Source organism: Enterococcus sp. LJL98 (genome assembly GCF_054871745.1).
This window is the reverse complement of the sequence record NZ_JBTXLU010000001.1, coordinates 657388-682936: the sequence shown is the minus strand read 5'-3', so window position 1 is coordinate 682936 and position 25549 is coordinate 657388. Positions and strand designations below refer to the sequence as shown.

Here is a 25549-nt window from a genome sequence, read left to right as displayed (position 1 = left end):
AAAGAGTATGTTATCCTTGAAGTAGGCATTTTTGAATGAGAACGAAAGAGGAGGGAAAAGATGTTAGAAGTAAAAGCATTAACGAAAACGTTTGGGGAATACTGTGCCGTCGATCAACTATCTTTTAAAATAGAACCCGGTACCATCATGGGACTGATTGGTCAAAATGGTGCAGGAAAAACAACAACTTTTCGCTTGATTTTAGATTTTTTGGAAGCCGATCAAGGAGAAGTGTTATGGAAAGGCAAAAAAATTGGGAAAGAAGCCTATAATATAATCGGTTATTTACCAGAAGAAAGGGGCTTATATCCCAAAGTATCGATTCGCGATCAATTGATTTATTTTGCAGAACTTAGAGGGAAAAGTAAAAAAGAAATTGAACCGAAAATCGATGAATGGATGGAACGTTTCCAAGTGAAAGGGAAAAAAACGGATAAAGTTAAAACCTTGTCAAAAGGAAATCAGCAAAAGGTCCAACTCATTGCGACATTAATTCACGAACCGGAATTAATCATATTAGATGAACCTTTTAGCGGGTTGGATCCGGTTAATGCCGAACTTTTAAAAGAAGGGATTTTATCGCTGAAAGAAAAAGGTTCTTGTGTTATCTTTTCAAGTCATAACATGGATCACGTCGAAAAAATTTGTGATCATTTATTGATGTTAAATAATGGAAAGACAGCGCTCAATGGCGTCGTTCATGAGATTCGTGAGTCTTTTGGTCGAACCAAAGTTTTCTTAGAGTCTCATCTGAAATTGGAAGAGCTCGTAGAATTAGAAGGTGTCCGGGCCGTTCAGACAAGAGAAGATGGTTCACTCGAAATCACCTTAACGAATCCAGAGGTTGGAAAAGAAATTTTCCGTTTAGCAACCCAAGAGGGGTACATCCCAATGTTTAATCAACAACCACCGACTTTAGAAGAAATATTCAAACAGAAAGTAGGTGAAGGCAATGAATAAGTTTTGGATTATTACCAAAGATGTGTATAAAAAGAATGTCAAGTCGGTTTCCTTCTTAGTCATGTTAGTGATTCCCTTTCTTGCGGCTGCCGCGATTTACTTTATTGGGAAAATAACCGACGATGCGCTTGAAGAAAAAGATACAATTGGTCTTGTCTTACAAGGAGAATCTTCTGTCTTAGCCTCACCAGCAGTTTCGCTGTTAAAGGACCAATTTGTGGTTTTTGATTCGAAAGAAAAAGGGGAAGAGGAACTGAAAGCGGAAGAAATTGATGGTTTATTATTCCTTTCGGTCGCACAAGACCATGTATCAGGTGAATTACTTAGCCCCGATAGCCTTTCCCAGTTAACGATGGAACTAAACCAACAACTCAATCAGTTGCAATCTTCGTTAAGGGCAACCGCACTCGGATTGGCTCCAGAAGAAGTCGCTTCGTTGAATGAACCAGCAGTCTTAGCTGTTCAAAAGATTTCGATTTCAGAGGGTGGCGAAATCCAGTTAGAAGAGGATTTTACTGGAATCCGGTTGATTTTGGGTATGGGTACAACAATTTTGCTCTTTATCTTTATTATTACTTATGCCAGTATTATCGCTCAAGAAGTCGCTTCAGAAAAAGGTACTCGTATCATGGAAGTCATTTTATCGAGCGTCTCCTCGCGCAGTCATTTTTATGGCAAACTAGCAGGTATTTTGCTTGTCGCCCTCACGCAAGTTGTTGTCTACGCGGTGAGTTTCGGTGTTAGTTTTTATTGGCTGAAGTCAAATGAAACAGTCAAAGCCTTTCTAGCAGAGTTTTCCATTCGTCAAGTTCTCGGTGAATTCTTTGCTTACACGATTCTTTATTTACTCTTAGGTATTTTAATTTATGCAGTCTTGGCCGCACTTTGTGGCTCATTGGTGAGTAAGGTTGAAGACGTTAGCAAGGCCATCTTGCCCGTCACCTACCTCTCCTTAGCTGGTTATATGATTGGTCTGTCATTAGGCATGGCAAATCCCGATCACTTAGTCGTTCGCGTGACATCTTATATTCCGTTCTTATCTTCCTATTCGATGCCAATTCGCTTGGCGAATGATTTAGCTTCCACAGGTGAAGTTTTGATGTCACTTGGTATTTTAATTTTGAGTATTTTCACCTTAATCATGTTCTCGGCTAGAATGTATAAAGCCAATGTTCTGATTTACAATGACAATGGCATTTGGGCAGCTTTAAAACAATCGATTACCTTGATGAAAAATCAAAAGAAAAAAATGGCTTAGGAGGTCACAAGAATGCATAAGAAATGGAAAAAAACACTCATCCCCTTGAGTGTCGTCGGTGCAAGTGTCGGGTTGACTTATTTCTTATTTCGCAATCAACCAGAAGAAAAAAAGTTGGGAGTCGCAAAAAACCGCACGGGGCGTCCGGGTGAATTAAGGCAAAGGGATTGCTTTTTAGTGACCGATGATGGCCTGCCTTTGGCTTTGACGCTCACACAAAAAGAAGGACGTTCGCCAAAAGGAATCGTTCAAGTGATTCATGGGATTTTAGAGCATAAAAATCGTTATCAAGATTTTGCCAACTACCTAGCTCAAGCAGGCTATCTCGTCGTTACGAGTGATAACCGTGGACATGGAGAATCAACCAATGCACAAAATCCTCTGGGACATATGCCTGGGATTCAACGTATGGTCGCTGATCAAGTCGCGATTACGGACTTTATCCAGACGCAATTTCCAGAAATTCCTGTTTATTTATACGGGCATTCCTTCGGTTCCATTTTAGCGCGGAATTATTTGCAAAAACATGACGAAAAAATTGAAAAATTACTCTTAACCGGAACGGTTTCTTATCAAAAATTAGCTCCCGTCGGCTTAAAATTAGCCGATTTTGCCAATAAGTTTGTTGGCGAAGATCAGCACTCTTGGTTATTGAAAAAACTTTCCGGTTATGGCAACGAAGATAGCAGTTGGTTGACCAATGATTTGGAAGAGCTTGAAAAAGTGAAAACAGATCCACAAATGATTCCTGGCTATGACAACCTTGGCGTTCGAACCATTTGGGAAGCAGATTACGAGTTGAAGCAATTGAAACATTTTGCTTGCCAGAATCCCGCCCTCCCGATATTGAGCCTAAGTGGCGCCGAAGATATAAAAATTACCGGCGGAGAAAAAGGGTTGGCGGATACAAAGGCAACGCTAGCAGCCATCGGATATCAGAATATTGAAGTGATTGAGTATCCAAATATGAAACACGAGGTCCTAAATGAAATAGAGAAGCATTTGGTCTATCAAAGAATTTTATCCTTCTTTGAATCCGAATAAAAAAAGGAGTCGACGACAACAAGTCATCGGCTCCTTTTTCGATTCTACTTTTTTGTGCAAAAATTGTGGCAAGGGACCAGTTTTTGAATGCTTTTGTTAGAAGTGAATAAAATAATCAAAGATGGCTTGTTCGCGTGCAATTTTGTCACGTGTTAATTCAGGATGCCACTGCACACCAAGTATTTTCTTCTGACTATCTTTTGCTTCGATACTTTCAATGACGCCATCTGCCGCTGTTGCACTGATTTTAAAAGTACTCGCCAATTGATCAATGGCCTGATGATGTGCTGAGTTGACAAGGTACGTTGAAGGTAAGAAAGAATCTAACCAACTTTTTGGAGCAATTGAAATTAGATGACTAGGTTCGTTCATACTTTGTTCTTGTACGTGGGGCAATGTCGCGCTTGGATGAAGCGATAGATCTTGGCAAAGTGATCCTCCAAAAGCGACATTTAGCAATTGCATGCCACGACAAATCCCTAAAATGGGCTTTTCTTGTTTGGCAGCTTCTAAAATTAATGCGAGTTCGAACTCATCTCTGGCAGGATTCGTCTCTCCTAAAAAACGAGAGGGTTCTTGTTGATAGAGTTGTGGTTGAATATCTTGGCCACCGGCAATGATCAGACGATCCAGGGTGTCGATAGCCGCTTTTGCATCCGTCGGCTCACCAATCGGTAGTATAAATGGTAGGCCACCTGCTTGTTGAATGCCGTCGATATATCCTTTTGTTGTGTAAGACATCCAAAAATCAATTTTTTCTGTTGAGATAAATTTTTCATTTCCGACAATGCCGATTTTTGGCTTCATATTTTGCTTCCCCCTGAAAATAAAAAAGGGATGCCACGGTCGGTCAATCCCTTTTTGTCTTTGTTTTTAACGTGCACGAATCACTTCGACCTTGTAACCGTCTGGATCGATAATAAAGTAGTATGAAGGAGGAACGCCAGGAAGACCTTTTAAGTCAGTCACGTTAAAGCCTGCTGCTTGATGTTTAGCGTGGAGTGCCGCCACATCATCTGTTGAGATAGCGATATGGCCATAGCCATTTCCTAAGTCGTAACCGGGGTGGTCGTAGTTATAGGTTAGTTCTAATTCATAGCCGTCTCCAGGTAACGTTAAGTAAACTAAAGTAAATTTTGCATCTGGAAAGTCACGACGACGACTTTCTTCAAAACCAAATGCGGTTTGATAAAATTCAATTGATGCTTCTAAATCTTTGACACGGACACAAGTGTGAGCCATTTTCATCGATGAATCATCCTTTCACATTTAATAACTTAATCATAACATAAGCCTATTATTACTGTAAGGAATTTGCCTAAAAAAAAGAGGTGAGAAAACAGTGAGATTTCTCTTGTTTAATGATTAGCATTTCGTTAGAATAAAAGAAAGGGCTTGAGGAGGAAAACGTATGGATTTGCCGATTTTTGGAGAAAAACAACCAAATTGTCAGTACAAAGGAAGATATGGGGCATACGTCGTCGTCCCTCAAAAAGATCATAAAAAAATGATTCTTGTGCAAGCACCAAATGGCGCCTATTTCTTGCCCGGTGGAGGAATTGAAGCGGGTGAAACGCATCTCGAAGCCATCCACCGTGAAATGTTAGAGGAACTAGGGTTTGAAGTAACGATTGGCAGTTACTTTGGGGAGGCAGTCGAATATTTTTATTCACGTCATCGAAAGACACACTATTATCACCCCGGTTATTTCTATGAAGTAACCGACTGGAAAAGCGTTGCAGCTCCGACAGAAACGACCAATCAATTGGTTTGGGTGACACCAATAGAAGCAAAGAAACTCCTAAAAAGAGGGAGTCATCGTTGGGCAGTCGAGCAGTGGCTTCAAAAGCATCCTCCTTGTCGTTGATTACAAGATAAAAGAAAAGGCACCGAACGGGCTTACTGGGACAAAGGCTCCCTCAAACCTGTTCGGTGCTTTTTTTATAAAGATTTGCAAGTCTTTCCGTCAAGTCACTCTTTTAAAAACGTTTGTCCAGATGGAAATGACCTAGACAGGCTAGATGAATGTCGCTTACTCAGAATTCGCTTAAGCATCTAGCACAAATTTTTGAATTGCGATTGCGACACCATGCTCATCGTTAGAGGTGGTAACGAAGCTGGCTGCCTTTTTAATATTGTCAGTGGCATTTTCCATCGCAATTCCAAGCCCTGCATATTCAATCATTGGCAAATCATTTTCGTTGTCACCTAAGGCCATCACTTGGCTGGCGTCCAGACCTAAGTGTTCGGCTAAGCGTTTGACAGCCGCCCCTTTGTCGACTTTTTTATTTAAAAACTCTAAGAAGTAAGGCGTACTTTTAACAATGGTATATTTTTCATAAAACTCGGCGGGGATTTTTTCAATAGCCGCATCCAGTTCCGTAGGGTCTCCTACCATCATCATTTTTAAGATATTGAGTTCTTCTGTCATTTCTTCTTGTGTCCGATATTTTAATGGCATATCGACTAGATAGGATTCTAGAACGGTATAACGACTAATGTCACGATTGGAAGTGAACATGGTGTCTTCTGTTTCTGTATGAAGATGGATGTTTAATTGGCGAGCCAGAGTGTCAATGGCTAAATAATCCTCGTAAGTCAACTCAAATTTTGAAACGATTTCTTTTGTTTTCGGTTTTTGGATGAGGGAGCCATTGTAAGTCACAACGTAATCATTGTCACTAAACAATTCCAATTCCGTAATTAAATCTTGGACTCCAGTTAGCGGACGTCCAGTACAAAGGACAATCTTCACTCCTTTTTCTTCTGCTTGTTTTAAAGCGGATTTGACTTCATCCGTCAAATGGTGATGACTATTTAATAAGGTACCATCAATATCAATGGCAATTAATTTAATCGACATGTTTTTGTTTCCTCCAATATAATTATTCAATTAAAGCTCCGTTATGAATATGGGCTTTAAACTGTTGGTAAGTCTCTCCAAACAAATCATAGTTGTCTTGCAAAGAGAAATCAACCATCTCTTTTGGAAAATAGAAGCGTTGATCGCCTTGACCTTGACCAGCCAAGGCTTCTACTAGTTGGCTCACTTGCGAAAGTTCGACGAGCGTCCCATCATTTTCTTGCAATTCAATTTGTGTTCGGTGTTTGTTTGACTCCGGACGATAAAAATCATAGGGCAAATCAAAACTAGAGTGAACCGCTGTGTAATAAAGTGGATTATAGCCTACTTTTTCAACCAGTTGTTCCATTTGATGTAAGAGCTTTTGCGGTGTTTGTTTGTCAAAACGACAAGATTTAAGCGGTTTTCGTGTTAAAAAACGATACGCTAAATCTTTCAATAAAATATCCGGTTCATCGAGCCAATGATTAAAATAGGTATTTAAAACCCCGTCATCCAAGCGTAAATAATCTTCCAGTGTAAAGTTTTCTTCTAAAAACGGAATGAGCAGAGGGGAATGATTTTTGAAAGTCTTTTTATCAAGGACATAGTATTCTCGCGCTCGTTTTAATAAGTGCTCCAAAAGCACCTCCATGCTCCGTGAGGTCGGGTGGAAATAGACTTGAACATACATTTGATAACGACTCACGATATAATCTTCCACGGCGTGCATCCCATTCATGGCAAAAGTAATCCCGCCTTGGTAAGGGCGAATGACTTGTAGGATCCGAGTCAAATCAAACGTCCCATACTCGGTGCCTGTGAAATAAGCATCGCGCAACAGATAATCCATTCGGTCGGCATCAATTTGACTGGAAATCATTTGAATCACTTGTGGGTTCGGATACGTTTTTTGAATGACGCTAGCTACTTTTTCGGGGAAACCGGCTTCGACTTGATTTAAAATTTGGTAAATCTCTGTTGTTGGGGAACAAAGAATGGCAACGGTAAATTCTTCATGGTTCGTGTGAAAAATATGTTCGAAGGTATGTGAATACGGGCCATGCCCGACATCGTGTAGGAGGGCCGCACATAAAGTCACTAAACGTTCGTTGTCATCCCAGCCTCCTGCTCCCATTCGTTCAATCGAATAATTGCGTTGGAAAATGTCACAGATACGGCGAGTGATTTCATACACACCTAAAGAATGAGAAAAACGACTGTGTTCCGCGCCATGAAAAGTGAGTGAGGCGGTTCCAAGTTGCTTGATTCGACGCAAGCGTTGAAATTCTTTTGAATCAATCAAATCGAGGATGACCTGGTGTTGGACGTGAATATATTGATGAACGGGGTCGCGAAAGACTTTTTCAATCGGTAAAATTTGTTGTTTGTAAGGTAAATTCATTTTGCACCTCCTGAATGACTTGATTGCGTTTTTGCATCCCCGCTGCTTTTTGTTCGAGTTTTTCAACGAGTTGTTGACTTTTGACCCAGGCAACAGGGCTTGTGCTTGTATGGGTTGGTTCAAACAGCTGTTCAAAGCGCTGTTTCACTGCATGGATGGATAAAGGTTGCCCTAGGAGTGTTTCAAGCGTCACCATGCTAGCTGGATTGACGGTAGGATACCCTGCCTCTTTTTTTGTTGCATCCAGACTTTGGTCATAAAAGTGACGAACCAGTTGCCCACGAGCCGCTTGGTCCCCGTTCACACTAAGGTACATCATCACGGCGATGCCTTCTTTGATTCGTCGTTGAGCAATCCCGGCGATTTTTTGCCCGTTAACACTTAAATCATACGTTCCAGGACAGTAGGAATCGACAATCTCATAAGCGTCAATCGTTAGTTCGGGAAACGCGTCTTGCGTCAACTGAAACATTTTTTCATAGGCTTGATCTGTTGAGGCGGTTTGACTCGTTTTTGGAAAGAGATAAGTAATATTGAGAATGCCTGCATCCGCGATGACCCCTAAGCCACCGGAATTTCGCACGATCGGAAAGTAAGGGGTGTTTAAAATCTCTTGGACACCCTTTTTGAAAAAAGGGGTTCGAGTATCTTTCATACCTAAAATAAAAGTCTTTTCTAATTGCCAAAAGTGAATAATTTCTATATGATTTGAATGAACATATTCCGTAAAGATATCGGTCAAAGCAAAGGGAAGAGCTGTCATTTCTTTGCTAGGTGTCATTTGATTGAAAATAAGTCGTTGCATGATAAACCCTCTTTTTTACATGATTTTTATTCTTGAGTCTTATTATATACGAAAGAGACTAGAAAATCTGTTGAAATGAAAAGGAAAATAGAAATAAAGGAGTTCACCATGGATTTAAAAAAAGGCATGAAGGTCAATATTTATTTAAAAACAAAAATTAAGCAACAAGAAACGGTCGAAGAGTTTCTCTTTGAGCTAGTTGGTCAAGTCGTTCGTGTGGGAAACAATTTATATATCCGTTATCAAGAACCGCAAGAAGACGGAGTGCCTGAAGTACCAGTCACAATAAAAATTGCCCCCGATGAGAGCGTTCAGTTAACAAGAGCAACCGAACAACGCTTGCGCTTTCAATTTCGTTATGAAGAAATCACCGAAACAATGTATCCAACGCCTTATGGCAAGATGTTATTCCATGTCTATACCAAACATTTACATGTAAGTTTGAAGGACTCCCCGATTGCAGGAAGCATCCGTGTTGACTATGATTTATTAATGGGGAATGAGAAAATTGGAGATTATGAACTTTACTTAAAATTTTCTAGCGAATAGTGTAAATAAAATGCAAGAATAAATTGCTTTTTCTAAAACATTTTTGTATGATTAGGAGTAGACTGTGAAAGGACGTGTCCCGAGTGGAAATTAATGTATTTGAAGGTGTAAATAAAGATGAACTATCGATGATTGAAGTAGCTCATGCAATTTTGGAGCAAAAGGCGGATGTCATGGATTTTTCAGACTTGGTGAATCAGATTCAAAATTATCTAGGAAAATCGGATAGTGAAATTCGTGATTCTTTAGCACAATTTTATACAGATCTGAATATTAATGGTAGCTTTATCTCATTAGGAGACAATCGTTGGGGCTTACGTTCATGGTACGCGATTGATTCAATTGATGAGGAAATCAACCATGGCTTAGAAGACGAAGACGATGAAGACAAACCACGTCGTAAAAAACGTAAAAAAGTGAATGCATTTATCACAGGTGATGATGATGCAATCGACTATAACGATGATGATCCAGAAGATGCAGACTTGTCAGATGATGACGATGAAGTGTTTGAAGATGAAGATGATGAAGAAGATGTAGAAATCAAAGCATACAACTCTGATTTACAAGAAATCGGTGCAGATAAAGATGCAGACGAAGATGAAATCAGTGGTGGACTTGAAGACGAGTTGACGATCATTGACGAAGACGATTTAGAAGTGGATGATGAGGAAGACGACGAAGAGTTTGGTGACTAAACTAAAAAGAAGAAAAGAAAAAAGGACGATGGCAGGAGCTATTGTCCTTTTTTGTTGTTCCTTCGCTAGTGGCTATTCGTTTATCGAATAAGTCGAACTTTAATAAGGGCTTGTTAAAAGAGCGTTACAAAAAGAAAAAACTTCACTTTGTCAAAGCAGACAAAGTGAAGTATACTGAAATAGATAAAACGAAATGCGCCCTGAGGGAGTCGAACCCCCGTCACAAGAACCGGAATCTTGTATGATATCCACTACACTAAGGGCGCAGGAACACTCTTAATAGATTAGCAAACATTTAGAAAAATTACAAGGGGAATTTAAATGAAATTTCAACAAGGTTTTTCACAACGACAAGAACAAACGCAAAAGCAGGTACAAAAGTTTGTTTTAACGCAACAGTTGCAACAGTCGATTCAAATTCTACAATATTCTACCGAGGAACTGCGCATCTATATTGAAAATGAGGCACTAGAAAATCCCTTAATTGAACTCGTTGAAGTTCACGACCTAGCGCCTAACGAACGAACCCAAAACTACCAAGGAGAAGAATCAGACTATTTGACTCAGATTCCAGATACGAGTCAATCGCTTTTTGAGTCATTAATCGAACAAATTCATTTGAATTATCGAGCGACTTATCTGCGCACATTAGTCTTATATCTCGTCGAATATATTGATTTAAATGGCTTTTTAACGATTTCTTTAGAGGAAGCTGCTGAGCAAACGGGTGGCAGTTTGATTCAGATGCTCGATGCCTTGACACTGATTCAGCAATTAGATCCAGCGGGAGTTGGTGCGAGGAATTTGCAAGAATCTTTGATGTTGCAAACGGAAAGAGATAATCATGCGCCAGCGCTCGCCTATCTAATTTTAGAAGAGTCTTTTGATGCGTTGGTCGATCGAAAGTGGGAGGATATCAGTAAGCGAATCGGTGTTTCTTTACAAGAAATTCAAAAAGTATTTGACTATATTCAACATTTGTCGCCGACTCCGGGAGCCATTTTTTCAGATACCCGTGATTTATATATTGTCCCTGACTTGACTGTAAAAGAAGTGGCAGGCAAGCTCTTACTGGTGTCAAACAAACGAAGCATGCCAGAGATAAAGTTTCAAACACATTATTTTAATCAAATGGCGCAAAGTGGCGACGAAGAAGTGACGCAATATTTAAAAGAAAAACAACAAAATTTTGAAATGTTGAAAAAAATGATTGAACAACGAGGGAATACAATTTATCGTGTGGGTCAATTTATTTTAACGCATCAAGAGGATTTCTTTTTAGATGGAAGGCGGCCACTGAAGCCATTAATTTTGAAGGAAGTTGCTCAAAGCTTAGACTTACATGAGTCGACGATTAGCCGGGCAGTAAATGGCAAGTATCTTGCGACTGATTTTGGTGTTTTTGAATTAAAGCATTTCTTTCGCTCCAAAATTGTTTCAAAAGATGGAGAAGAAAGTTCAACAGATGAAGTCAAAAACTGGATTCAACGAATGATTCAAGAAGAAAACAAGCAAAAACCATTATCAGATCAAAAAATTGTTGACTTACTTGGTGAAAAGGGATTCAAAATTTCCCGTCGAACGGTGGCAAAGTATCGAGAACAACTAGGGATACCGGGTTCGACCAAACGAAAAAGATATGATTAAAATGGTTGGAGGGACGAAAAAGGTCCTTTTGACCGTTTTCTTTTTATCGTGAATATCAGTTGCGTGAAAGAGAGGGTTGTGGTAGTATTGGTCTTGTGAGGGATAACAAAAAAACTTATGAATCTTTTTTTTGCTCTATCTGGGTCATGTTAAGTCTATATGGGACTAAAACTGTCCAACGGAGGGGTTGCAGATGCTTGAAGATTTAAGAGTAATGGAAGCCATTGCTCCAGATCTATTAATGACCATTCAAGAACGGTATCAAATTTTACAAAATATTTACTGGATGCAACCAGTAGGAAGAAGAGTTTTAGCAGATACCTTGGACGTAACTGAACGGGTGCTCAGAACAGAAACCGATTTGTTAAGAAAGTTAGAACTCCTGGATACTTCAAAGAGCGGTATGAAACTAACGGTCAGAGGAGAAGAGATTTACCACCAGTTGGGACATCTAATGGATCAATTGTTTGGGATGGATCAACTAGAACGCCGATTAGCGAGTTACTTTGGTATCAGTCGTTGCTTGATTACACCAGGTAATAGTGATCAACAAGAAAAAGTTATTGAAGAGTTCGGGCATTTGTTATCGGATGCGCTGAATAAGCAATTGCCTCTTGGTGAGAACACGATTGCCGTGATGGGCGGAACAACAATGGCACGCGTCGCAGAAAGTCTTTCTGTTTTAGAAACTGTGAATCGACAAAATTTATTTGTACCAGCGAGAGGTGGCATTGGTGAAGCAGTAAATGTACAGGCCAATTCGGTGAGTGCAGCTATGGCAATGAAAACTCATGGAAGTTACCGTTCATTATTTGTACCAGAACAGTTAAGTTCGGCGACCTACGATTCGCTTTTACAAGAACCTTCGATTTTAGAAGTTTTGAACTTGATAAGTGGCGCAAATTGTGTTATTCATAGTATTGGAAGGGCCATTCATATGGCAGCCAGACGAAAAATGACGGAAGAGGAATTGCTGATGCTTAAGCAAAAAAATGCCGTCGCAGAGTCTTTTGGCTATTTCTTTGACGAAACAGGCGAAATTGTGTATCGTATTCCACGCATTGGGCTTCAATTAAAGGATATTTCCAACATCCCTTATATTTTTGCCATTGCGGGTGGGCGTAGCAAAGCCAAGGCGATTCATGCCTATATGAAAAATGCACCAAAACAAACGTGGCTCATCACAGATGAAGCTGCTGCAAATGAGATTTTAAAAGGGGTATCCCTTTAAAAATAAAATTTTTATGATTTTCATAAGGAGGAAATCTTAAATGACAATTAAAGTAGGTATTAACGGATTTGGACGTATCGGACGCTTAGCTTTCCGTCGTATCCAAGATGTAGCAGGTATTGAGGTTGTTGCAATTAACGACTTGACAGACGCAAATATGTTGGCTCATTTATTAAAATATGATACAACTCAAGGACGTTTCGATGGAACAGTTGAAGTTCACGAAGGTTCATTCAATGTAAATGGTAAAGAGGTTAAGGTTTTAGCAAACCGTAACCCTGAAGAATTACCATGGGGTGAATTAGGCGTAGATATCGTTTTAGAGTGTACTGGATTCTTCACTTCTAAAACTGCAGCTGAAAAACACTTAACAGCAGGTGCAAAACGTGTTGTAATTTCTGCTCCAGGTGGAGACGACGTTCCAACAATCGTTTACAACGTTAACCATGACATCTTAACTGGTAAAGAAACAGTTATTTCAGGTGCATCATGTACGACAAACTGTTTAGCACCAATGGCTAAAGTTTTAAATGATCAATTTGGTGTGGTTGAAGGATTAATGACAACAATCCACGCTTACACAGGTGACCAAATGACATTAGATGGTCCTCATCCAAAAGGTGACTTCCGTCGTGCGCGTGCAGCAGCAGCAAACATCGTACCAAACTCAACAGGAGCAGCAAAAGCAATCGGTTTAGTTATTCCTGAGTTAAATGGTAAATTAGATGGTGCAGCTCAACGTGTTCCAGTTCCAACTGGTTCATTAACAGAATTAGTAACAGTTTTAGATAAAACAGTTACAGCTGACGAAATCAACGCAGCAATGAAAGCAGCAGCAGATGAGTCTTACGGTTATACGGAAGATGAAATTGTTTCTTCTGATATCGTTGGTATCACTTACGGCTCATTATTTGACGCAACTCAAACGCGTGTAATGACTGTCGGCGACAAACAATTAGTTAAAACTGTTTCTTGGTACGATAACGAAATGTCTTATACAGCTCAATTAGTTCGTACTTTAGAATACTTCGCTAACTTATAAGATTCTCAACTGAATCGCATAAAACATACTAATAAGCGGGGAGGCGCGCGCTTCCCCGCTTTTTTTATGAGACAGACAATTTCCTAGGAGGCTATCATTCATGGCAAAGAAAACAGTGAAAGATATCGATTTAAAAGATAAAAAAGTCCTAGTACGTGTAGATTTTAACGTTCCTTTAAAAGAAGGTGTCATTACAGACGATACTCGTATTAAAGCAGCGTTACCAACAATCAACTATGTGTTAGAAAATGGCGGCAAAGCAATTTTATTTTCTCACTTAGGTCGCGTGAAGGCTGAAGAAGATAAAGCAGGTAAATCATTAGCACCTGTTGCAAAACGTTTAGGTGAATTATTAGAAAAAGAAGTTACTTTTGTACCTGAAACACGTGGTGAAGCGTTAGAAACTGCGATTGCAAACATGACTGATGGTGATGTCGTAGTTTTTGAAAACACTCGTTTTGAAGACATCGATGGTAAAAAAGAAAGTAAAAATGATGCGGATTTAGGCAAATATTGGGCATCTTTAGGCGACGTATTTGTGAATGACGCCTTTGGAACGGCTCACCGTGCCCATGCATCAAACGTTGGAATTGCTTCAACTGGCATTCCAACAGTTGCTGGATTCTTAATGGAAAAAGAAATCAAATTTATTGGTGAAGCTGTTGCAGAACCAAAACGTCCAATGGTTGCGATTCTTGGTGGTGCAAAAGTTTCAGATAAAATTGGTGTGATTGAAAACTTAATTCCAAAAGCAGATAAAATTTTAATCGGCGGTGGAATGACTTATACATTCTACAAAGCAAAAGGAATGGAAATTGGAAATTCTTTAGTTGAAGCTGATAAAGTAGAATTAGCAAAAGAATTAATCGAAAAAGCTGGCGACAAACTTGTTTTACCAGTGGATTCTGTTACTTGTGCGGAATTTTCAAATGACGCACCGACAGAAATCCATACAGGCGATGTTCCAGCTGGACAAATGGGCTTAGACATTGGTCCAGATTCAGTGAAATTATTTGCGGATATCTTAAAAGATGCAAAAACAGTTGTTTGGAACGGTCCAATGGGCGTGTTCGAAATGTCGAACTTTGCAAAAGGGACAATCGGCGTTTGTGAAGCGATTGCGAACTTGACAGATGCAACAACCATCATTGGTGGAGGAGATTCTGCAGCAGCCGCAGAACAACTGGGCTTTGCTGACAAATTCACCCATATCTCAACTGGTGGCGGTGCAAGCTTAGAGTTGCTAGAAGGTAAAACTTTACCAGGACTAGCGGCAATCAACGATAAATAATTAAGGAGTGTCAAAATCTATGCGTAAACCAATTATTGCAGGAAACTGGAAAATGAATAAAACATTAGCAGAAGCAGTTGATTTTGCGAAAGCAGTTAAAGGAGCAGTCCCATCAAATGATGCGGTTGATTCAGTGATTGGCTCACCAGCGTTATTCCTAGCTTCTTTAGCAGAGGAATTAAAAGGATCAGACGTGAAAATTGCCGCTCAAAATGCTTACTGGGAAAATACTGGTGCATTTACTGGTGAAAACTCACCAGCAGCAATTGCTGATTTAGGTGTACAATATGTGATTATTGGTCACTCTGAGCGTCGTGAGTACTTCCACGAAACAGATGCTGATATTAACAAAAAAGCAAAAGCTATTTTTGCAAATGGCATGACACCAATTTTATGTTGTGGTGAAACGCTTGAAACTTACGAAGCTGGTAAAACAGCTGAATGGATTGAAGGACAAATCACAGCTGGTTTAGAAGGCTTAACGGAAGAACAAGTTTCAAACTTAGTGATTGCTTATGAACCAATCTGGGCAATCGGTACAGGTAAATCAGCAGATGCAAACATCGCTGACGAAATTTGTGGCGTGGTACGTAAAACGGTAGAAAAAATCTACGGTAACAAAGTATCAGAAGCGGTTCGTATCCAATACGGTGGTTCAGTAAATCCTGATAACATCGCTGAATACATGGCAAAAGAAAACGTTGATGGTGCATTAGTGGGTGGAGCAAGCTTAGTGCCAGATTCATTCTTAGCATTATTAGAAGCTGTTAAATAGTTTCAAGTTTCATTTGCAGTATTGAAGAAAATTCATTACAATAAAACTAATCGCAAGGGAAATCCCCTTAAGATAAAACATTATTAAAGGAGAGACATAATATGTCAATTATTACTGATATTTACGCACGCGAAGTCTTAGACTCTCGTGGTAACCCAACAATCGAAGTAGAAGTTTATACTGAATCAGGTGCATTCGGTCGCGGAATGGTTCCATCAGGAGCTTCAACTGGCGAACACGAAGCCGTTGAATTACGTGATGGCGATGCTGCTCGTTATTTAGGTAAAGGTGTTGCCAAAGCGGTTGATAACGTAAATAACACAATTGCAGAAGCAATCATCGGCTACGACGTACGTGATCAAATGGCAATCGATAAAGCGATGATCGCTTTAGATGGAACTCCAAACAAAGGGAAATTAGGCGCAAACGCAATTTTAGGTGTTTCGATTGCCGTTGCTCGTGCAGCTGCTGACTACCTAGAAGTACCGTTATACCACTACTTAGGCGGATTTAATACAAAAGTATTACCAACACCAATGATGAACATTGTAAACGGTGGTTCTCACTCAGACGCACCAATTGCTTTCCAAGAGTTCATGATTTTACCAACAGGTGCACCAACATTTAAAGAAGCTTTACGTTGGGGAGCAGAAGTATTCCACGCCCTAGCTAAAATCCTTAAATCTCGCGGTCTAGAAACATCTGTCGGTGACGAAGGTGGCTTTGCTCCTCGTTTTGAAGGAACAGAAGACGGTGTTGAAACAATCTTAGAAGCAATCAAAGCAGCTGGTTTAGAGCCAGGTAAAGACGTTTACTTAGGATTCGACTGTGCGGCAGCTGAATTCTACGAAGATGGCATCTACAACTACGCAAAATTTGAAGGCGAAAAAGGTGCAAAACGTACTGCAGCAGAACAAGTAGACTACTTAGAAGAATTAGTTAACAAATACCCAATTATCTCAATCGAAGACGGTATGGACCAAAATGACTGGGCTGGTTGGAAATTATTAACTGAGCGTTTAGGCGATAAAGTTCAATTAGTTGGTGACGATTTATTTGTTACAAACACTGAAATCTTATCTCGCGGAATCGCAGAAGATACAGCAAACTCAATCTTAATTAAAGTAAACCAAATCGGTACTTTAACTGAAACTTTTGAAGCAATCGAAATGGCGAAAGAAGCTGGCTACACTGCAGTTGTTTCTCACCGTTCTGGTGAAACAGAAGATTCAACAATCGCTGACATCGCTGTTGCAACGAACGCTGGTCAAATCAAAACAGGTTCATTAAGCCGTACTGACCGTATCGCTAAATACAACCAATTATTACGTATCGAAGACCAATTAGGTGAAGTAGCAGTCTACAAAGGTTTAGACGCTTTCTATAACTTAAAAAATAAATAATTTTTAGGATGATTAACCACTCTCTGGGAAACTAGCGGGTGGTTTTTTTGTTGTGCGCCCGATATTGGTGTAATCTAGCAGTCTATAAAAGTTTAGACGCTTTCTGCAATCTAAAAATCAAATAAATTTTAGAATGATGATTCACTCTCTGAGAAACTAGCGAGTGTTTTTTTTCGAGAACTTATTGAAATCAATTACATTGAGTTATATTTCTTTAGTAGAGGCTTACAAGGGAATCAAAATAGGGATAAGGCATATAAAAAAGTATTATTCAAAATAAGAAAATATGGGTTATGGTTTTGATACGATTGCGATTCATGCTAAAAACTGTAAGTTGTCAATGATTAGAGCAACAGAATGTGTATGATAAAATACCTGATTGGATAAAAGGTTCATCAAGTAAGTATTCGATAGACAGTTTAGGAAAAGTGAAGATAGGCACAGAATGGGAGTAACTGAGTTGTTTAATTTCATGTGAAAGTCAAACTGCTAAAAGACCTCGTTCTGAAATACCTTGAGAGTGAAGGTGCGTTGCCGATCTAACAAAAAGCAGGGTGAAAAAAGGCAAATAAATACAGTTATGGGTGAATGCGTACAGAGATTTGGATGAGGAAGGACTCTTTAAAAGACTGAAAAACAGGAAAAATTTATTTGATTCTTTTCAATTTTTACATAAAAAGGAGTGGATTTCTCCACTCCTTGAAACCCTAACTTTTAGGGGATACGACATTTTCTTAGTATTTACAACATAACCGATAAATGGCTTCCGCATAGATGGTCATTGTTTTTTCCATCTCAGATAAAGGCCAAGCTTCGTTCGGTTGATGCATGGTATCTTTGGTATCTTCGAACATGGCACCAAAAGCGACACAGTTTTTCATTGTTCGTGCGTAGGTCGCACCACCTGAGACTTGAGGAGGGCGCATGTCACCTGTGATGTCACGATACGCTCCTAATAAAGTTGTTACTAGTTCAGAATCGACTGGAACATAAAGGGAATCTAGGAAATCAAATTCTTCGTAGGAAAGGCCGAATGCTTGCGCTTTTTCTTTGAGCTGTGCGACGAGTTCTTCTTTATCAATCGTCACGGGGATACGTAAGTCAATGCCAATCTTTGTTTCTTGAGTATCAATCGATACAGTAGCAACATTAAAGGTTAATACACCTGAAGCTTCGTCTTCGATTTTTCCTAGGACGCTTGTACCATTGGCGTCACCTTTCACGAGTTTGCCTAAGAAGTTTAGACCGTCATGGTCGAAGTAAGGGGTCATGGCTTCGGCTAATCGAGTGTTAGCGTTGATACCTCGAGGCGCATCTTTTGAATGAATGGCTTTTCCTTTGACGATGATTTCTTGCTCATTTTGTGTGAATTCATAGGAAAGTCTGGTCAATTCTTTAGCGATCTCGTTGGCATGTGGGCCCTTATAAGTTGCTGCATCTGAGACTACATTCAAAGCTGTACCGCCATGGAGTGTAAATTCATCGCTTCCTTTTCCTGTTAAGTAGACTTGTAGCAAGCCTTTTTCTGCATAAATGACAGGGAACTGGGCGTCTGGTGCAATTCCAAAATCGACGCCTTCTTCTTTTTGATGATACTGTTCCATGCAGCGCCACAAATTTTCTTCATCGGTACCAAAAATAAATCGAATTTTTTTATTGAATCGATAGCCAGCATCTTGAATGGCTTTCACGGCGTAAAGGGCCGCAATGGTTGGTCCTTTATCATCTTGTACGCCACGACCATAGAGGATGCCGTCTTTTATGGTACCTGAAAAAGCGGGGCTGTGCCATAAAGACAAATCACCGGCAGGGACCACGTCTAAGTGGCAAAGAACTCCAAACGTTTCCTCGCCTTCACCGATTTCTGCATATCCGTAGTAGCCATCTGGATCAATGAAAGTGGTAAACCCTTCTTCGTTAAAAAGAGTCAAAGTTTCTTTCAGTGCGTCTAAGATATCTTGTCCAAAGGGGGCACCTTCCACGGCGTCTTGTAGATAAGAGGGTACTTGAAGGATTCTTTGGAGGGATTGAATTGCTTGTTTTTTGTGTGTTTCTGTAATAAATGAGTTCATTTAATCACCTTTCTTTTTTCCGTTCTTTTTTATAATACTGCGAGTATGCCTAAATAGACAACCGTAACTACAAAAATAATCACCATTAATTTTCCAACAAACTTGAACCAAACCCTTAAGTCGGTGTGAGCAATCGTTACCGCTCCCATTACAATCGCAGAAGTTGGGGTAATCAAGTTTGCCCAACCAGAAGCAGCTTGGTAGGCAGTAATAATCACGTCTTTTGCTACTCCGGAAAACTCACCCATTGGCCCAATAATCCCCATGGTAGCAGCAGCAAGTCCAGAGGTCGAAGGAATGAAAAAGGACATGGGAATATAAAATAAGTAAGCTAAAATAGCAAATAAACTAGAAGAAACATTTTCTAAGCCTTTTTCTCCTAAGTGAAGAATGGTTGCAGTAATCGCGCCGTCATTCATAACGACCTGGATCCCTTTTGCAACAGCTACAACGATTGCGACCCCAACAAAATCAGCGGTCCCTTCTAAAAAGGTTTGAATGAACTCTTTTTCACTCATGCCATAGAAATAGGCAATCACAATGGACATCACCAACATTAACATGGTAATTTCTGAAAAATACCATGTACCAAATGGCGCCATATTTTTTCCGAAAAAAGCGCCTAAAATGGGGATGTTGACGAACCAAGCGGTAAACGATTCAAAGAAAGTCCAATGAGCGTTAATAGCTGACCAGGGAACGAGGCCTAAAACTAAGATAACAAAAGTTAGTACGAACAGGAATAAAACTTGTTTTTGTTTTTTTGTAATGTCTTGGATATCATTCATGTTGATTTTAAAACGTTCCAAATCCTCTTTTCGTTGCTCATATAGGAGTGAATGGCTTGGATCTTTTTCTACTTTACTCGCATATTGATAAACGTACCAAATACTCACGGTCAAAAGAATGATAAGTAGAAAGAACCTTGAAAATAAACCTTCCCCAGGGCTGATGTCGAGCATACCGGAAGCCACGCCAGTTGAAAAAGGATTGACGGTCGAGGCGAGACAGCCAATTTGAGAACCAATTAATGGAATGGCAATCGCGACAATTGAATCAAAACCTACTGCTAACATGACAGGGATAAGGATTGGAAAAAAGGCTAACGTTTCTTCTGCTAGTCCGAAAGTCGTTCCTCCAATAGCAAAGAGAATCATCAAAATAGGAATTAAGGATTTTTCCTTCCCTTTGCGGCTCTTAATAATTGAAGCGACGCCAGCATCAAAGGCGCCCGTTTTATTGACAATTCCTAATAAACCACCAATGAATAAGATAAATAAGGAGATGTCGATGGCTCCTCCAGTATTGGCATCACCAATCATCCCTTTAACCGGAGCCATAAAGACATCCCAAAGCCCCTGTGGTTGTCTTGGAATTTGTTCATAAGTACCAGCGATAAAATTTCCCGTTTCAGGATTGACTTGATAAGTACCTGCAGGAACAATCCAAGTTAAGACTGCAACTGCCATAATAATTAGAAAAAGCACGGTGTAGGCAGTTGGCATTTCAAAAGATTTTTTCTTCATTATTTCCCCTCCTCGTATTTGTCTGAAAACCGTTACATCTACAGTGTATAACAAAAAAAATCTAAAAAAGAAGAATTCTTTGAACTTTTATCTAATTATTACGATTCTTAGAGATTGCTAATGAGAAAGGTCGTATTTTCGGATGCAGCCAAATAACCGATGGCTTTTTTTGGATGAGTCAAGTCGAGACTGCTAGGTGCAAAGAATGAATTCTTTTCTTATTATTAAAAATGAACAAAAAAGGATGGTAAATTCAGCTATGTCATTCATTTTGATGAAGGGGGAAGAAGCTTATCAGACACGCCAAGATGATTTTTGTAGAAGAAAAAGGGAAAAACCTGTTCTTCGTAAGACCAGTCTTATATAATGAAGAGAACGATAAGAGGGAGGAATCAGCATGTTAACAATTGCTTATATTGCTAATGGAAAGAGTACGAATCGTTATCACTTACCCTTTGCATTAAAATTACAAGATAAAATTAAGGTGAAGACGATTTATTCTCGGACCCATAAAGAGGAGTGGGCACCCATTGAGGGCATCCACTATACAACAGATTTAGATGCGATTTTAAAGGATGAGGAAATCCAGCTCGTCGTGGTGACGACACCAGGTCAGATGCATTATGAGTACGCGAAGTTGCTGTTAGAAAACGGCAAAAATGCCTTGATTGAAAAACCATTTACGGAAACAGCAGCTGAAGCGAAGGAGTTATTTGCTTTAGCAAAAGAAAAAGGTTTATTTCTTCAGTGCTACCAGAATCGTCGCTTTGACTCTGATTTCTTAACAGTCCAAAAGGTGATCGAAAGTGGCGTATTAGGTGATCTTTTAGAGCTTGAGATGCATTTTGATTACTTCCGTCCAGAAGTCCCAGAAAAGACACAAAGTTATTCAAGAATGGATAGTTATTTGTACGCCCATGCTTGCCACACCGTTGACCAAGTTTTGTCTTATTTCGGAAATCCCGATCGTACGCACTACGATGTGCGGCAATTGCTTGGAAAAGGTCGGATGAACGATTATTTTGATTTGGATTTTGATTACGACGGGATGAAAGTTTCGATTAAATCCAGTTATTTTCGTTTGAAAGAACGCCCAAGTTTTATTGTTTATGGGAAAAAAGGTTGTTTTGTCAAAGCGACCAAAGATCGTCAAGAAGAACATTTGAAACTTTTCCATATGCCAGAAAACCCAGACTTTGGCATTGACCTACCAGAACATTATGGTACGTTGACCTATATGGATGATGCGGGAGTGTACCATGAGGAGAAGGTCATTTCGGAAGTAGGAGACTATAGTCGTTTTTATGAAGCTTTATATGATACGATTATTTTAGGAAAAGACAAATTGGTAAAAGATGAAGAAACCATTCGTCAACTTGAAATACTTGAGGCCGCAAGTCAATTAAACGAGGCGTAAGTTCTGTCTTTTTCATTTAAGCAAGAGATTTCCTCTAGTCAAAGAAAAAGACTTGTGCTAAAGTATAAGGGATGGATACAAAGGCAAGGGAGGATTTTACGTGTATAATTTTATTTTAGGGACAGTAATTGTTTTATCGATTGTTTTAATTATTACAATTATGATGCAGCCAAGTAAACAAAATAGTGCGGCAAGTGCTTTTTCAGGTGGAGCAGATTCTTTATTTGGAAAGCAAAAAGCGCGTGGATTTGAGGCGGTGATGCAGCGGGTCACAGCTGTTTTAAGTGGTGTTTGGATTGTACTACTTTTTGTTTTAGTATTATTATCATCTGGAAAATAAACGAAAAAGAACTTAGGCCAGTGCCTAGGTTCTTTTTTTGACTTCAAGATTCGCTCGTAGGAGTAATTCCTGTTTTTCTATGTTAAAATGGAAAATGAGGTGAGGTTTTTTATGGAACAGACAAAACAATTACCAGAAGCGCTATTCTTTCCGCAAGGTAAGCGAGCGATTTTGTTATTACATGCATATACAGGAAGTTATAATGACGTCAGGATGTTGGCGCGTGGATTGGAAAGCAAAGGCTATACCGTCTATGCTCCATTATTTAGTGGTCACGGAACGAAGGATCCACGAGCAATTTTAGCACAATCACCATCGATTTGGTGGCAGGATACACTAGATGCTTTAACCTTTTTAAGGGAAAAAGGCTATCAACAAATTGCCGTTTTCGGTCTTTCTATGGGTGGTCTTTATAGCATGGCCACATTAGCAGAGGCCAATGTCATTGGCGGTGGTGCTTTTTGCTCACCCTTACACCCTGCACCAAATGCGATTCATAAGAATTTTTTATTGTATGCGAAACACCTGCTAAAAGAAACCATTGATGAAGCGTCTTTTGAGCAGCTTTCAAAAGATGCCTATCACCAATTAGCAAGCATCGAGAAATACTCAAGTCAGCTACAACAAGTGCTTGAAAAAATCGAAGTACCCGTCTTTTTGGCACAGGCAGGTCAGGATCAATTAATCGATCCAAAGACCGTTTTTCAAGCAGCTCAGGCGTTAAAACAGACACGTTGTACGATTGAATGGTATCCAAAAAGTGGTCATGTCATCACTGTCGGACCGGATCGAAAAGAATTAGAAAAAGATGTGCTTTGTTTTATTGAGAGCCTATCTTGGAATGAGGATGAATAAATGAAAGAAACAATTAAAACAAAAGTACTTCACTTTATGGCAGAAAGTAAGAAGAAAAGCTTTTCATTGGAAGAAATCGCTGGGGGCTTAGGGTTGCAAAAAGGGATCGATTTTAAAGAGTTGGTTCAGACGGTTGCAATCTTAGAAAAAGAAAAAAGTGTGGTCTTTACGAAAAAAGGGAAAGTAAAGTTACCTCCAAAACAATACTTCATCGAGGGGACCTTTCGCCGCAATGAAAGAGGTTTTGGTTTCGTTACAATTGATCCCGAAGAAGAGGACATTTACATCCCTAAAGAGCAAACGATGATGGCACTTGAGGGGGACATCGTTGCGATTGATATTACGCAACCAGCGGACCCTTTTCAAGACAAAGGAGCAGAAGGAAAAGTTGTCGAGATCAAACAACGTCAATTGACACAAATTGTAGGCGAGTTTACACTGTTTTCCGATGAAGAAATCCGAGAATCCGACCTCTACGGTGTGGTAAAGCCAAAAGACAAAAAACTAACAGGCTTCAAGCTCTTTGTTGCAGCAGAAGGAATTCGCCCGATGGATGGCAGCATTGTCGTTGTTGAGGTGACACATTATCCGGACGCAGAGTACCCGACCACTTTTGAAGGGCTTGTCAAGCAAGTGATTGGGTACAAAGGCGACCCAGGCATGGATATCTTATCCATCGTGGTTGCTAACGGTATCCCTACAAAATTCCCAGAAGAAGTAATTGAACAGGCCAATCAAGTGCCTGATGAAATTGATCCGACTGATTTTCCAAATCGTCGCAATCTCATTGGGGAGCCAATCGTGACGATTGATGGCGAGGATGCTAAAGATTTAGACGATGCGATTACGGTTCGAAAATTACCTAATGGCAACTATTATTTGGGTGTTCATATTGCCGATGTCTCTTACTATGCGCCCCAAGGCAGTCCAATTGACCAAGAAGCATTTGAACGTGGGACGAGTGTTTATCTAACCGATCGCGTCATTCCAATGCTACCTCAACGGTTATCAAATGGGATTTGTTCTTTAAATCCACACGTTCCTCGTTTAGCAATGAGTTGTGAGATGACGATTGATTCATTGGGAAATGTGGTTGATTACGCGATTTATGAAAGTGTCATCCAATCGGTGGAACGGATGACTTATACGGCGCTCAATGAAATTTTGGAAGAGCAAAATCCTGAAACAATGATGGCCTATGAAACACTCGTACCAATGTTCCAAGACATGGCCGACTTGCATCATCTTTTAGAGGCCAAGCGTACTCGCCGTGGTGCGGTCACGTTTGAAGACAATGAAGCACAAGTCGTGGTTGATGAAGCAGGACATCCGCTTGATATTGTCTTTCGTAAACGAGGGGTCGGTGAACGACTCATTGAATCCTTTATGTTAGCTGCAAATGAAACCGTGGCACAACACTTTAATCAACGAAATGTACCATTTATTTATCGGATTCACGAAGAACCAAAAGAAGAAAAAATGCGTCGTTTTATGGACTTTGCTTCAATACTTGGGATTGTAGTCAAAAACAATAAAGGTTCCGTAACGCCAAAAGATTTACAAGCAGTGGTAGAAGAGGTTGCCGATAAACCCGAAGCACTAGTCATTAACACCATGTTACTTCGAAGCATGCAACAAGCAAAATACAGTGAGAATAATGATGGACACTATGGCTTAGCAGCTGAATATTACACCCATTTCACTTCTCCAATTCGTCGCTATCCCGACTTGATTGTTCATCGTTTAATTCGTTCCTATCAAGCAGATCTTTCGGAGGAAAATCAAACATACTGGTCAGAAGAATTACCAGAAATTGCCGTACATAGTTCGCAAATGGAACGTCGTGCGGTCAATACCGAACGTGAAGTGGATGCTTTGAAAAAAGCGGAGTTTATGGCAGACCATATTGATGAAGAATTTGACGGTGTAATTAGTTCAGTCATGAAGTTTGGGTTCTTCGTGGAACTGCCAAACACGATTGAAGGTTTAATTCATCTATCGACTTTGCAACAAGATTATTTCCATTATATTGAAAATCATTTAGCGCTGGTGGGTGAAAGAACCGGTCAGACATTTAAAATTGGCCAAAAAGTCCGAATAAAAGTGATAAAATCAGATCCGGAAACTCGAGAAATTGATTTTGAACTTGTGGAAGCAGAAGACGTTGCACCGCTTTTAATGCAAAATAAAAATCGCAAACATCGTCGTAAAGCAAATGAAAAAAAACCGAAGTTCGAAATAAAGGAAGGGAAAAAAGCTCAAAAAAACATCGAAAAAGAACAAAAAAGTGGAAAGAAAAATGGAAAGAAAAAGGGGAAGAAGAAGCCCTTTTATGCGTCGGCTATTAAAAAAAACCGAAAAAAAACCGATAGAAAGAAATGAGGTTAAC

23 protein-coding genes and 1 tRNA gene are annotated in these 25549 nt (G+C 39.8%); 16 read left to right on the top strand and 8 right to left on the bottom strand.

Annotation, left to right across the window (positions count from 1 at the left end):
• Nucleotides 1-60 precede the first annotated feature (60 nt).
• From ACYSNO_RS03190 to ACYSNO_RS03180, 3 genes are read left to right on the top strand one after another with little or no spacing between them, the layout of a single operon-like run.
• Nucleotides 61-960, top strand: a complete 900-nt coding sequence (locus ACYSNO_RS03190) for an ABC transporter ATP-binding protein (protein ID WP_461729611.1) — start codon at nt 61-63, stop codon at nt 958-960.
• Complete coding sequence (locus tag ACYSNO_RS03185; RefSeq protein ID WP_461729610.1) at nt 953-2218, top strand: ABC transporter permease; 1266 nt, start codon at nt 953-955, stop codon at nt 2216-2218. The genes ACYSNO_RS03190 and ACYSNO_RS03185 overlap by 8 nt, the downstream gene beginning before the upstream one ends.
• Nucleotides 2219-2230: 12 nt before the next feature.
• Nucleotides 2231-3262 carry an alpha/beta fold hydrolase gene (locus ACYSNO_RS03180; RefSeq protein ID WP_461729609.1) on the top strand — a complete coding sequence of 344 codons (1032 nt, stop codon included), beginning with the start codon at nt 2231-2233 and terminating at the stop codon, nt 3260-3262.
• Nucleotides 3263-3358: 96 nt separating this feature from the next.
• On the opposite strand, the gene ACYSNO_RS03175 is transcribed toward ACYSNO_RS03180, so the two are convergent.
• Both ACYSNO_RS03175 and gloA read right to left on the bottom strand, forming a co-directional pair.
• Complete coding sequence (locus ACYSNO_RS03175) at nt 3359-4069, bottom strand: gamma-glutamyl-gamma-aminobutyrate hydrolase family protein (RefSeq protein ID WP_461729608.1); 711 nt, start codon at nt 4067-4069, stop codon at nt 3359-3361.
• A 66-nt stretch (nt 4070-4135) separates the two neighbouring features.
• Nucleotides 4136-4510 (bottom strand): lactoylglutathione lyase, encoded by a 375-nt coding sequence (gloA, locus tag ACYSNO_RS03170; protein ID WP_461729607.1) that lies wholly within the window; start codon nt 4508-4510, stop codon nt 4136-4138.
• A gap of 163 nt (nt 4511-4673) precedes the next feature.
• On the opposite strand from gloA, the gene ACYSNO_RS03165 reads away from it, so the two are divergent.
• On the top strand, nt 4674-5129 hold the full coding sequence (locus ACYSNO_RS03165; protein WP_461729606.1) for an NUDIX hydrolase: 456 nt from the start codon (nt 4674-4676) through the stop codon (nt 5127-5129).
• A 180-nt stretch (nt 5130-5309) separates the two neighbouring features.
• Here the strand turns inward: ACYSNO_RS03165 and yidA are convergent, their stop codons facing one another.
• From yidA to ACYSNO_RS03150, 3 genes are read right to left on the bottom strand one after another with little or no spacing between them, the layout of a single operon-like run.
• A complete protein-coding gene (gene yidA, locus ACYSNO_RS03160) occupies nt 5310-6125 on the bottom strand; it encodes a sugar-phosphatase (protein ID WP_461729605.1) in 816 nt (271 codons plus the stop codon).
• A gap of 22 nt (nt 6126-6147) precedes the next feature.
• Entirely contained in the window at nt 6148-7509 is a 1362-nt protein-coding gene (locus tag ACYSNO_RS03155) for an HD domain-containing protein (RefSeq protein WP_461729604.1), read from the bottom strand.
• Nucleotides 7472-8314, bottom strand: coding sequence for a lipoate--protein ligase family protein (locus ACYSNO_RS03150; RefSeq protein WP_461729603.1), 843 nt, complete (start codon nt 8312-8314; stop codon nt 7472-7474). The genes ACYSNO_RS03155 and ACYSNO_RS03150 overlap by 38 nt, the downstream gene beginning before the upstream one ends.
• A 108-nt stretch (nt 8315-8422) precedes the next feature.
• Between ACYSNO_RS03150 and ACYSNO_RS03145 the strand changes: the two genes are divergently transcribed.
• On the top strand, nt 8423-8863 hold the full coding sequence (locus ACYSNO_RS03145; protein WP_461729602.1) for a YwiB family protein: 441 nt from the start codon (nt 8423-8425) through the stop codon (nt 8861-8863).
• A gap of 83 nt (nt 8864-8946) precedes the next feature.
• On the top strand, nt 8947-9561 hold the full coding sequence (gene rpoE, locus ACYSNO_RS03140; RefSeq protein ID WP_461729601.1) for a DNA-directed RNA polymerase subunit delta: 615 nt from the start codon (nt 8947-8949) through the stop codon (nt 9559-9561).
• Nucleotides 9562-9755: 194 nt separating this feature from the next.
• Here rpoE and ACYSNO_RS03135 read toward each other — a convergent pair.
• Nucleotides 9756-9827, bottom strand: a tRNA-Arg gene (locus ACYSNO_RS03135).
• 55 nt (nt 9828-9882) lie between these two features.
• Here ACYSNO_RS03135 and rpoN point away from each other — a divergent pair.
• From rpoN to eno, 6 genes are all read left to right on the top strand, one after another.
• Complete coding sequence (gene rpoN, locus ACYSNO_RS03130; RefSeq protein ID WP_461729600.1) at nt 9883-11208, top strand: RNA polymerase factor sigma-54; 1326 nt, start codon at nt 9883-9885, stop codon at nt 11206-11208.
• A gap of 193 nt (nt 11209-11401) precedes the next feature.
• Nucleotides 11402-12439 (top strand): sugar-binding transcriptional regulator, encoded by a 1038-nt coding sequence (locus ACYSNO_RS03125; protein ID WP_461729599.1) that lies wholly within the window; start codon nt 11402-11404, stop codon nt 12437-12439.
• A gap of 40 nt (nt 12440-12479) precedes the next feature.
• Entirely contained in the window at nt 12480-13481 is a 1002-nt protein-coding gene (gene gap, locus ACYSNO_RS03120; protein WP_461729598.1) for a type I glyceraldehyde-3-phosphate dehydrogenase, read from the top strand.
• 100 nt (nt 13482-13581) lie between these two features.
• Nucleotides 13582-14772 (top strand): phosphoglycerate kinase, encoded by a 1191-nt coding sequence (locus ACYSNO_RS03115; protein ID WP_461729597.1) that lies wholly within the window; start codon nt 13582-13584, stop codon nt 14770-14772.
• Between the two features lie 19 nt (nt 14773-14791).
• Nucleotides 14792-15547, top strand: coding sequence for a triose-phosphate isomerase (gene tpiA, locus ACYSNO_RS03110; RefSeq protein ID WP_461729596.1), 756 nt, complete (start codon nt 14792-14794; stop codon nt 15545-15547).
• A 101-nt stretch (nt 15548-15648) separates the two neighbouring features.
• A complete protein-coding gene (gene eno, locus ACYSNO_RS03105) occupies nt 15649-16950 on the top strand; it encodes a phosphopyruvate hydratase (protein ID WP_461729595.1) in 1302 nt (433 codons plus the stop codon).
• 734 nt (nt 16951-17684) lie between these two features.
• Here eno and ACYSNO_RS03100 read toward each other — a convergent pair.
• The gene (locus ACYSNO_RS03100; protein WP_461729594.1) at nt 17685-19022 is read right to left on the bottom strand and encodes a M20 family metallopeptidase; all 1338 of its coding nucleotides are present in this window, start codon (nt 19020-19022) and stop codon (nt 17685-17687) included.
• Between the two features lie 29 nt (nt 19023-19051).
• Entirely contained in the window at nt 19052-20548 is a 1497-nt protein-coding gene (locus ACYSNO_RS03095) for a YfcC family protein (protein WP_461729593.1), read from the bottom strand.
• Between the two features lie 397 nt (nt 20549-20945).
• Here ACYSNO_RS03095 and ACYSNO_RS03090 point away from each other — a divergent pair, with 397 nt between their 5' ends.
• The 4 genes from ACYSNO_RS03090 to rnr all read left to right on the top strand — a co-directional run bounded on the left by ACYSNO_RS03090 (nt 20946) and on the right by rnr (nt 25542).
• Nucleotides 20946-21965 (top strand): Gfo/Idh/MocA family oxidoreductase, encoded by a 1020-nt coding sequence (locus ACYSNO_RS03090; RefSeq protein WP_461729592.1) that lies wholly within the window; start codon nt 20946-20948, stop codon nt 21963-21965.
• A 100-nt stretch (nt 21966-22065) separates the two neighbouring features.
• Complete coding sequence (secG, locus tag ACYSNO_RS03085; RefSeq protein WP_461729591.1) at nt 22066-22305, top strand: preprotein translocase subunit SecG; 240 nt, start codon at nt 22066-22068, stop codon at nt 22303-22305.
• A gap of 111 nt (nt 22306-22416) precedes the next feature.
• A complete protein-coding gene (locus tag ACYSNO_RS03080) occupies nt 22417-23160 on the top strand; it encodes an alpha/beta hydrolase (protein ID WP_461729590.1) in 744 nt (247 codons plus the stop codon).
• Complete coding sequence (gene rnr, locus ACYSNO_RS03075; RefSeq protein ID WP_461729589.1) at nt 23161-25542, top strand: ribonuclease R; 2382 nt, start codon at nt 23161-23163, stop codon at nt 25540-25542.
• The last annotated feature ends 7 nt before the right edge of the window (nt 25543-25549 follow it).

What these genes read in the sequence shown, in the direction of transcription:
- ACYSNO_RS03190 (WP_461729611.1), top strand. Translation starts at nt 61, where the DNA reads ATGTTAGAAGTAAAAGCATTAACGAAAACGTTTGGGGAATACTGTGCC.
- ACYSNO_RS03185 (WP_461729610.1), top strand. Translation starts at nt 953, where the DNA reads ATGAATAAGTTTTGGATTATTACCAAAGATGTGTATAAAAAGAATGTC.
- ACYSNO_RS03180 (WP_461729609.1), top strand. Translation starts at nt 2,231, where the DNA reads ATGCATAAGAAATGGAAAAAAACACTCATCCCCTTGAGTGTCGTCGGT.
- ACYSNO_RS03175 (WP_461729608.1), bottom strand. Translation starts at nt 4,069, where the DNA reads ATGAAGCCAAAAATCGGCATTGTCGGAAATGAAAAATTTATCTCAACA.
- gloA (WP_461729607.1), bottom strand. Translation starts at nt 4,510, where the DNA reads ATGAAAATGGCTCACACTTGTGTCCGTGTCAAAGATTTAGAAGCATCA.
- ACYSNO_RS03165 (WP_461729606.1), top strand. Translation starts at nt 4,674, where the DNA reads ATGGATTTGCCGATTTTTGGAGAAAAACAACCAAATTGTCAGTACAAA.
- yidA (WP_461729605.1), bottom strand. Translation starts at nt 6,125, where the DNA reads ATGTCGATTAAATTAATTGCCATTGATATTGATGGTACCTTATTAAAT.
- ACYSNO_RS03155 (WP_461729604.1), bottom strand. Translation starts at nt 7,509, where the DNA reads ATGAATTTACCTTACAAACAACAAATTTTACCGATTGAAAAAGTCTTT.
- ACYSNO_RS03150 (WP_461729603.1), bottom strand. Translation starts at nt 8,314, where the DNA reads ATGCAACGACTTATTTTCAATCAAATGACACCTAGCAAAGAAATGACA.
- ACYSNO_RS03145 (WP_461729602.1), top strand. Translation starts at nt 8,423, where the DNA reads ATGGATTTAAAAAAAGGCATGAAGGTCAATATTTATTTAAAAACAAAA.
- rpoN (WP_461729600.1), top strand. Translation starts at nt 9,883, where the DNA reads ATGAAATTTCAACAAGGTTTTTCACAACGACAAGAACAAACGCAAAAG.
- ACYSNO_RS03125 (WP_461729599.1), top strand. Translation starts at nt 11,402, where the DNA reads ATGCTTGAAGATTTAAGAGTAATGGAAGCCATTGCTCCAGATCTATTA.
- gap (WP_461729598.1), top strand. Translation starts at nt 12,480, where the DNA reads ATGACAATTAAAGTAGGTATTAACGGATTTGGACGTATCGGACGCTTA.
- ACYSNO_RS03115 (WP_461729597.1), top strand. Translation starts at nt 13,582, where the DNA reads ATGGCAAAGAAAACAGTGAAAGATATCGATTTAAAAGATAAAAAAGTC.
- tpiA (WP_461729596.1), top strand. Translation starts at nt 14,792, where the DNA reads ATGCGTAAACCAATTATTGCAGGAAACTGGAAAATGAATAAAACATTA.
- eno (WP_461729595.1), top strand. Translation starts at nt 15,649, where the DNA reads ATGTCAATTATTACTGATATTTACGCACGCGAAGTCTTAGACTCTCGT.
- ACYSNO_RS03100 (WP_461729594.1), bottom strand. Translation starts at nt 19,022, where the DNA reads ATGAACTCATTTATTACAGAAACACACAAAAAACAAGCAATTCAATCC.
- ACYSNO_RS03095 (WP_461729593.1), bottom strand. Translation starts at nt 20,548, where the DNA reads ATGAAGAAAAAATCTTTTGAAATGCCAACTGCCTACACCGTGCTTTTT.
- ACYSNO_RS03090 (WP_461729592.1), top strand. Translation starts at nt 20,946, where the DNA reads ATGTTAACAATTGCTTATATTGCTAATGGAAAGAGTACGAATCGTTAT.
- ACYSNO_RS03080 (WP_461729590.1), top strand. Translation starts at nt 22,417, where the DNA reads ATGGAACAGACAAAACAATTACCAGAAGCGCTATTCTTTCCGCAAGGT.
- rnr (WP_461729589.1), top strand. Translation starts at nt 23,161, where the DNA reads ATGAAAGAAACAATTAAAACAAAAGTACTTCACTTTATGGCAGAAAGT.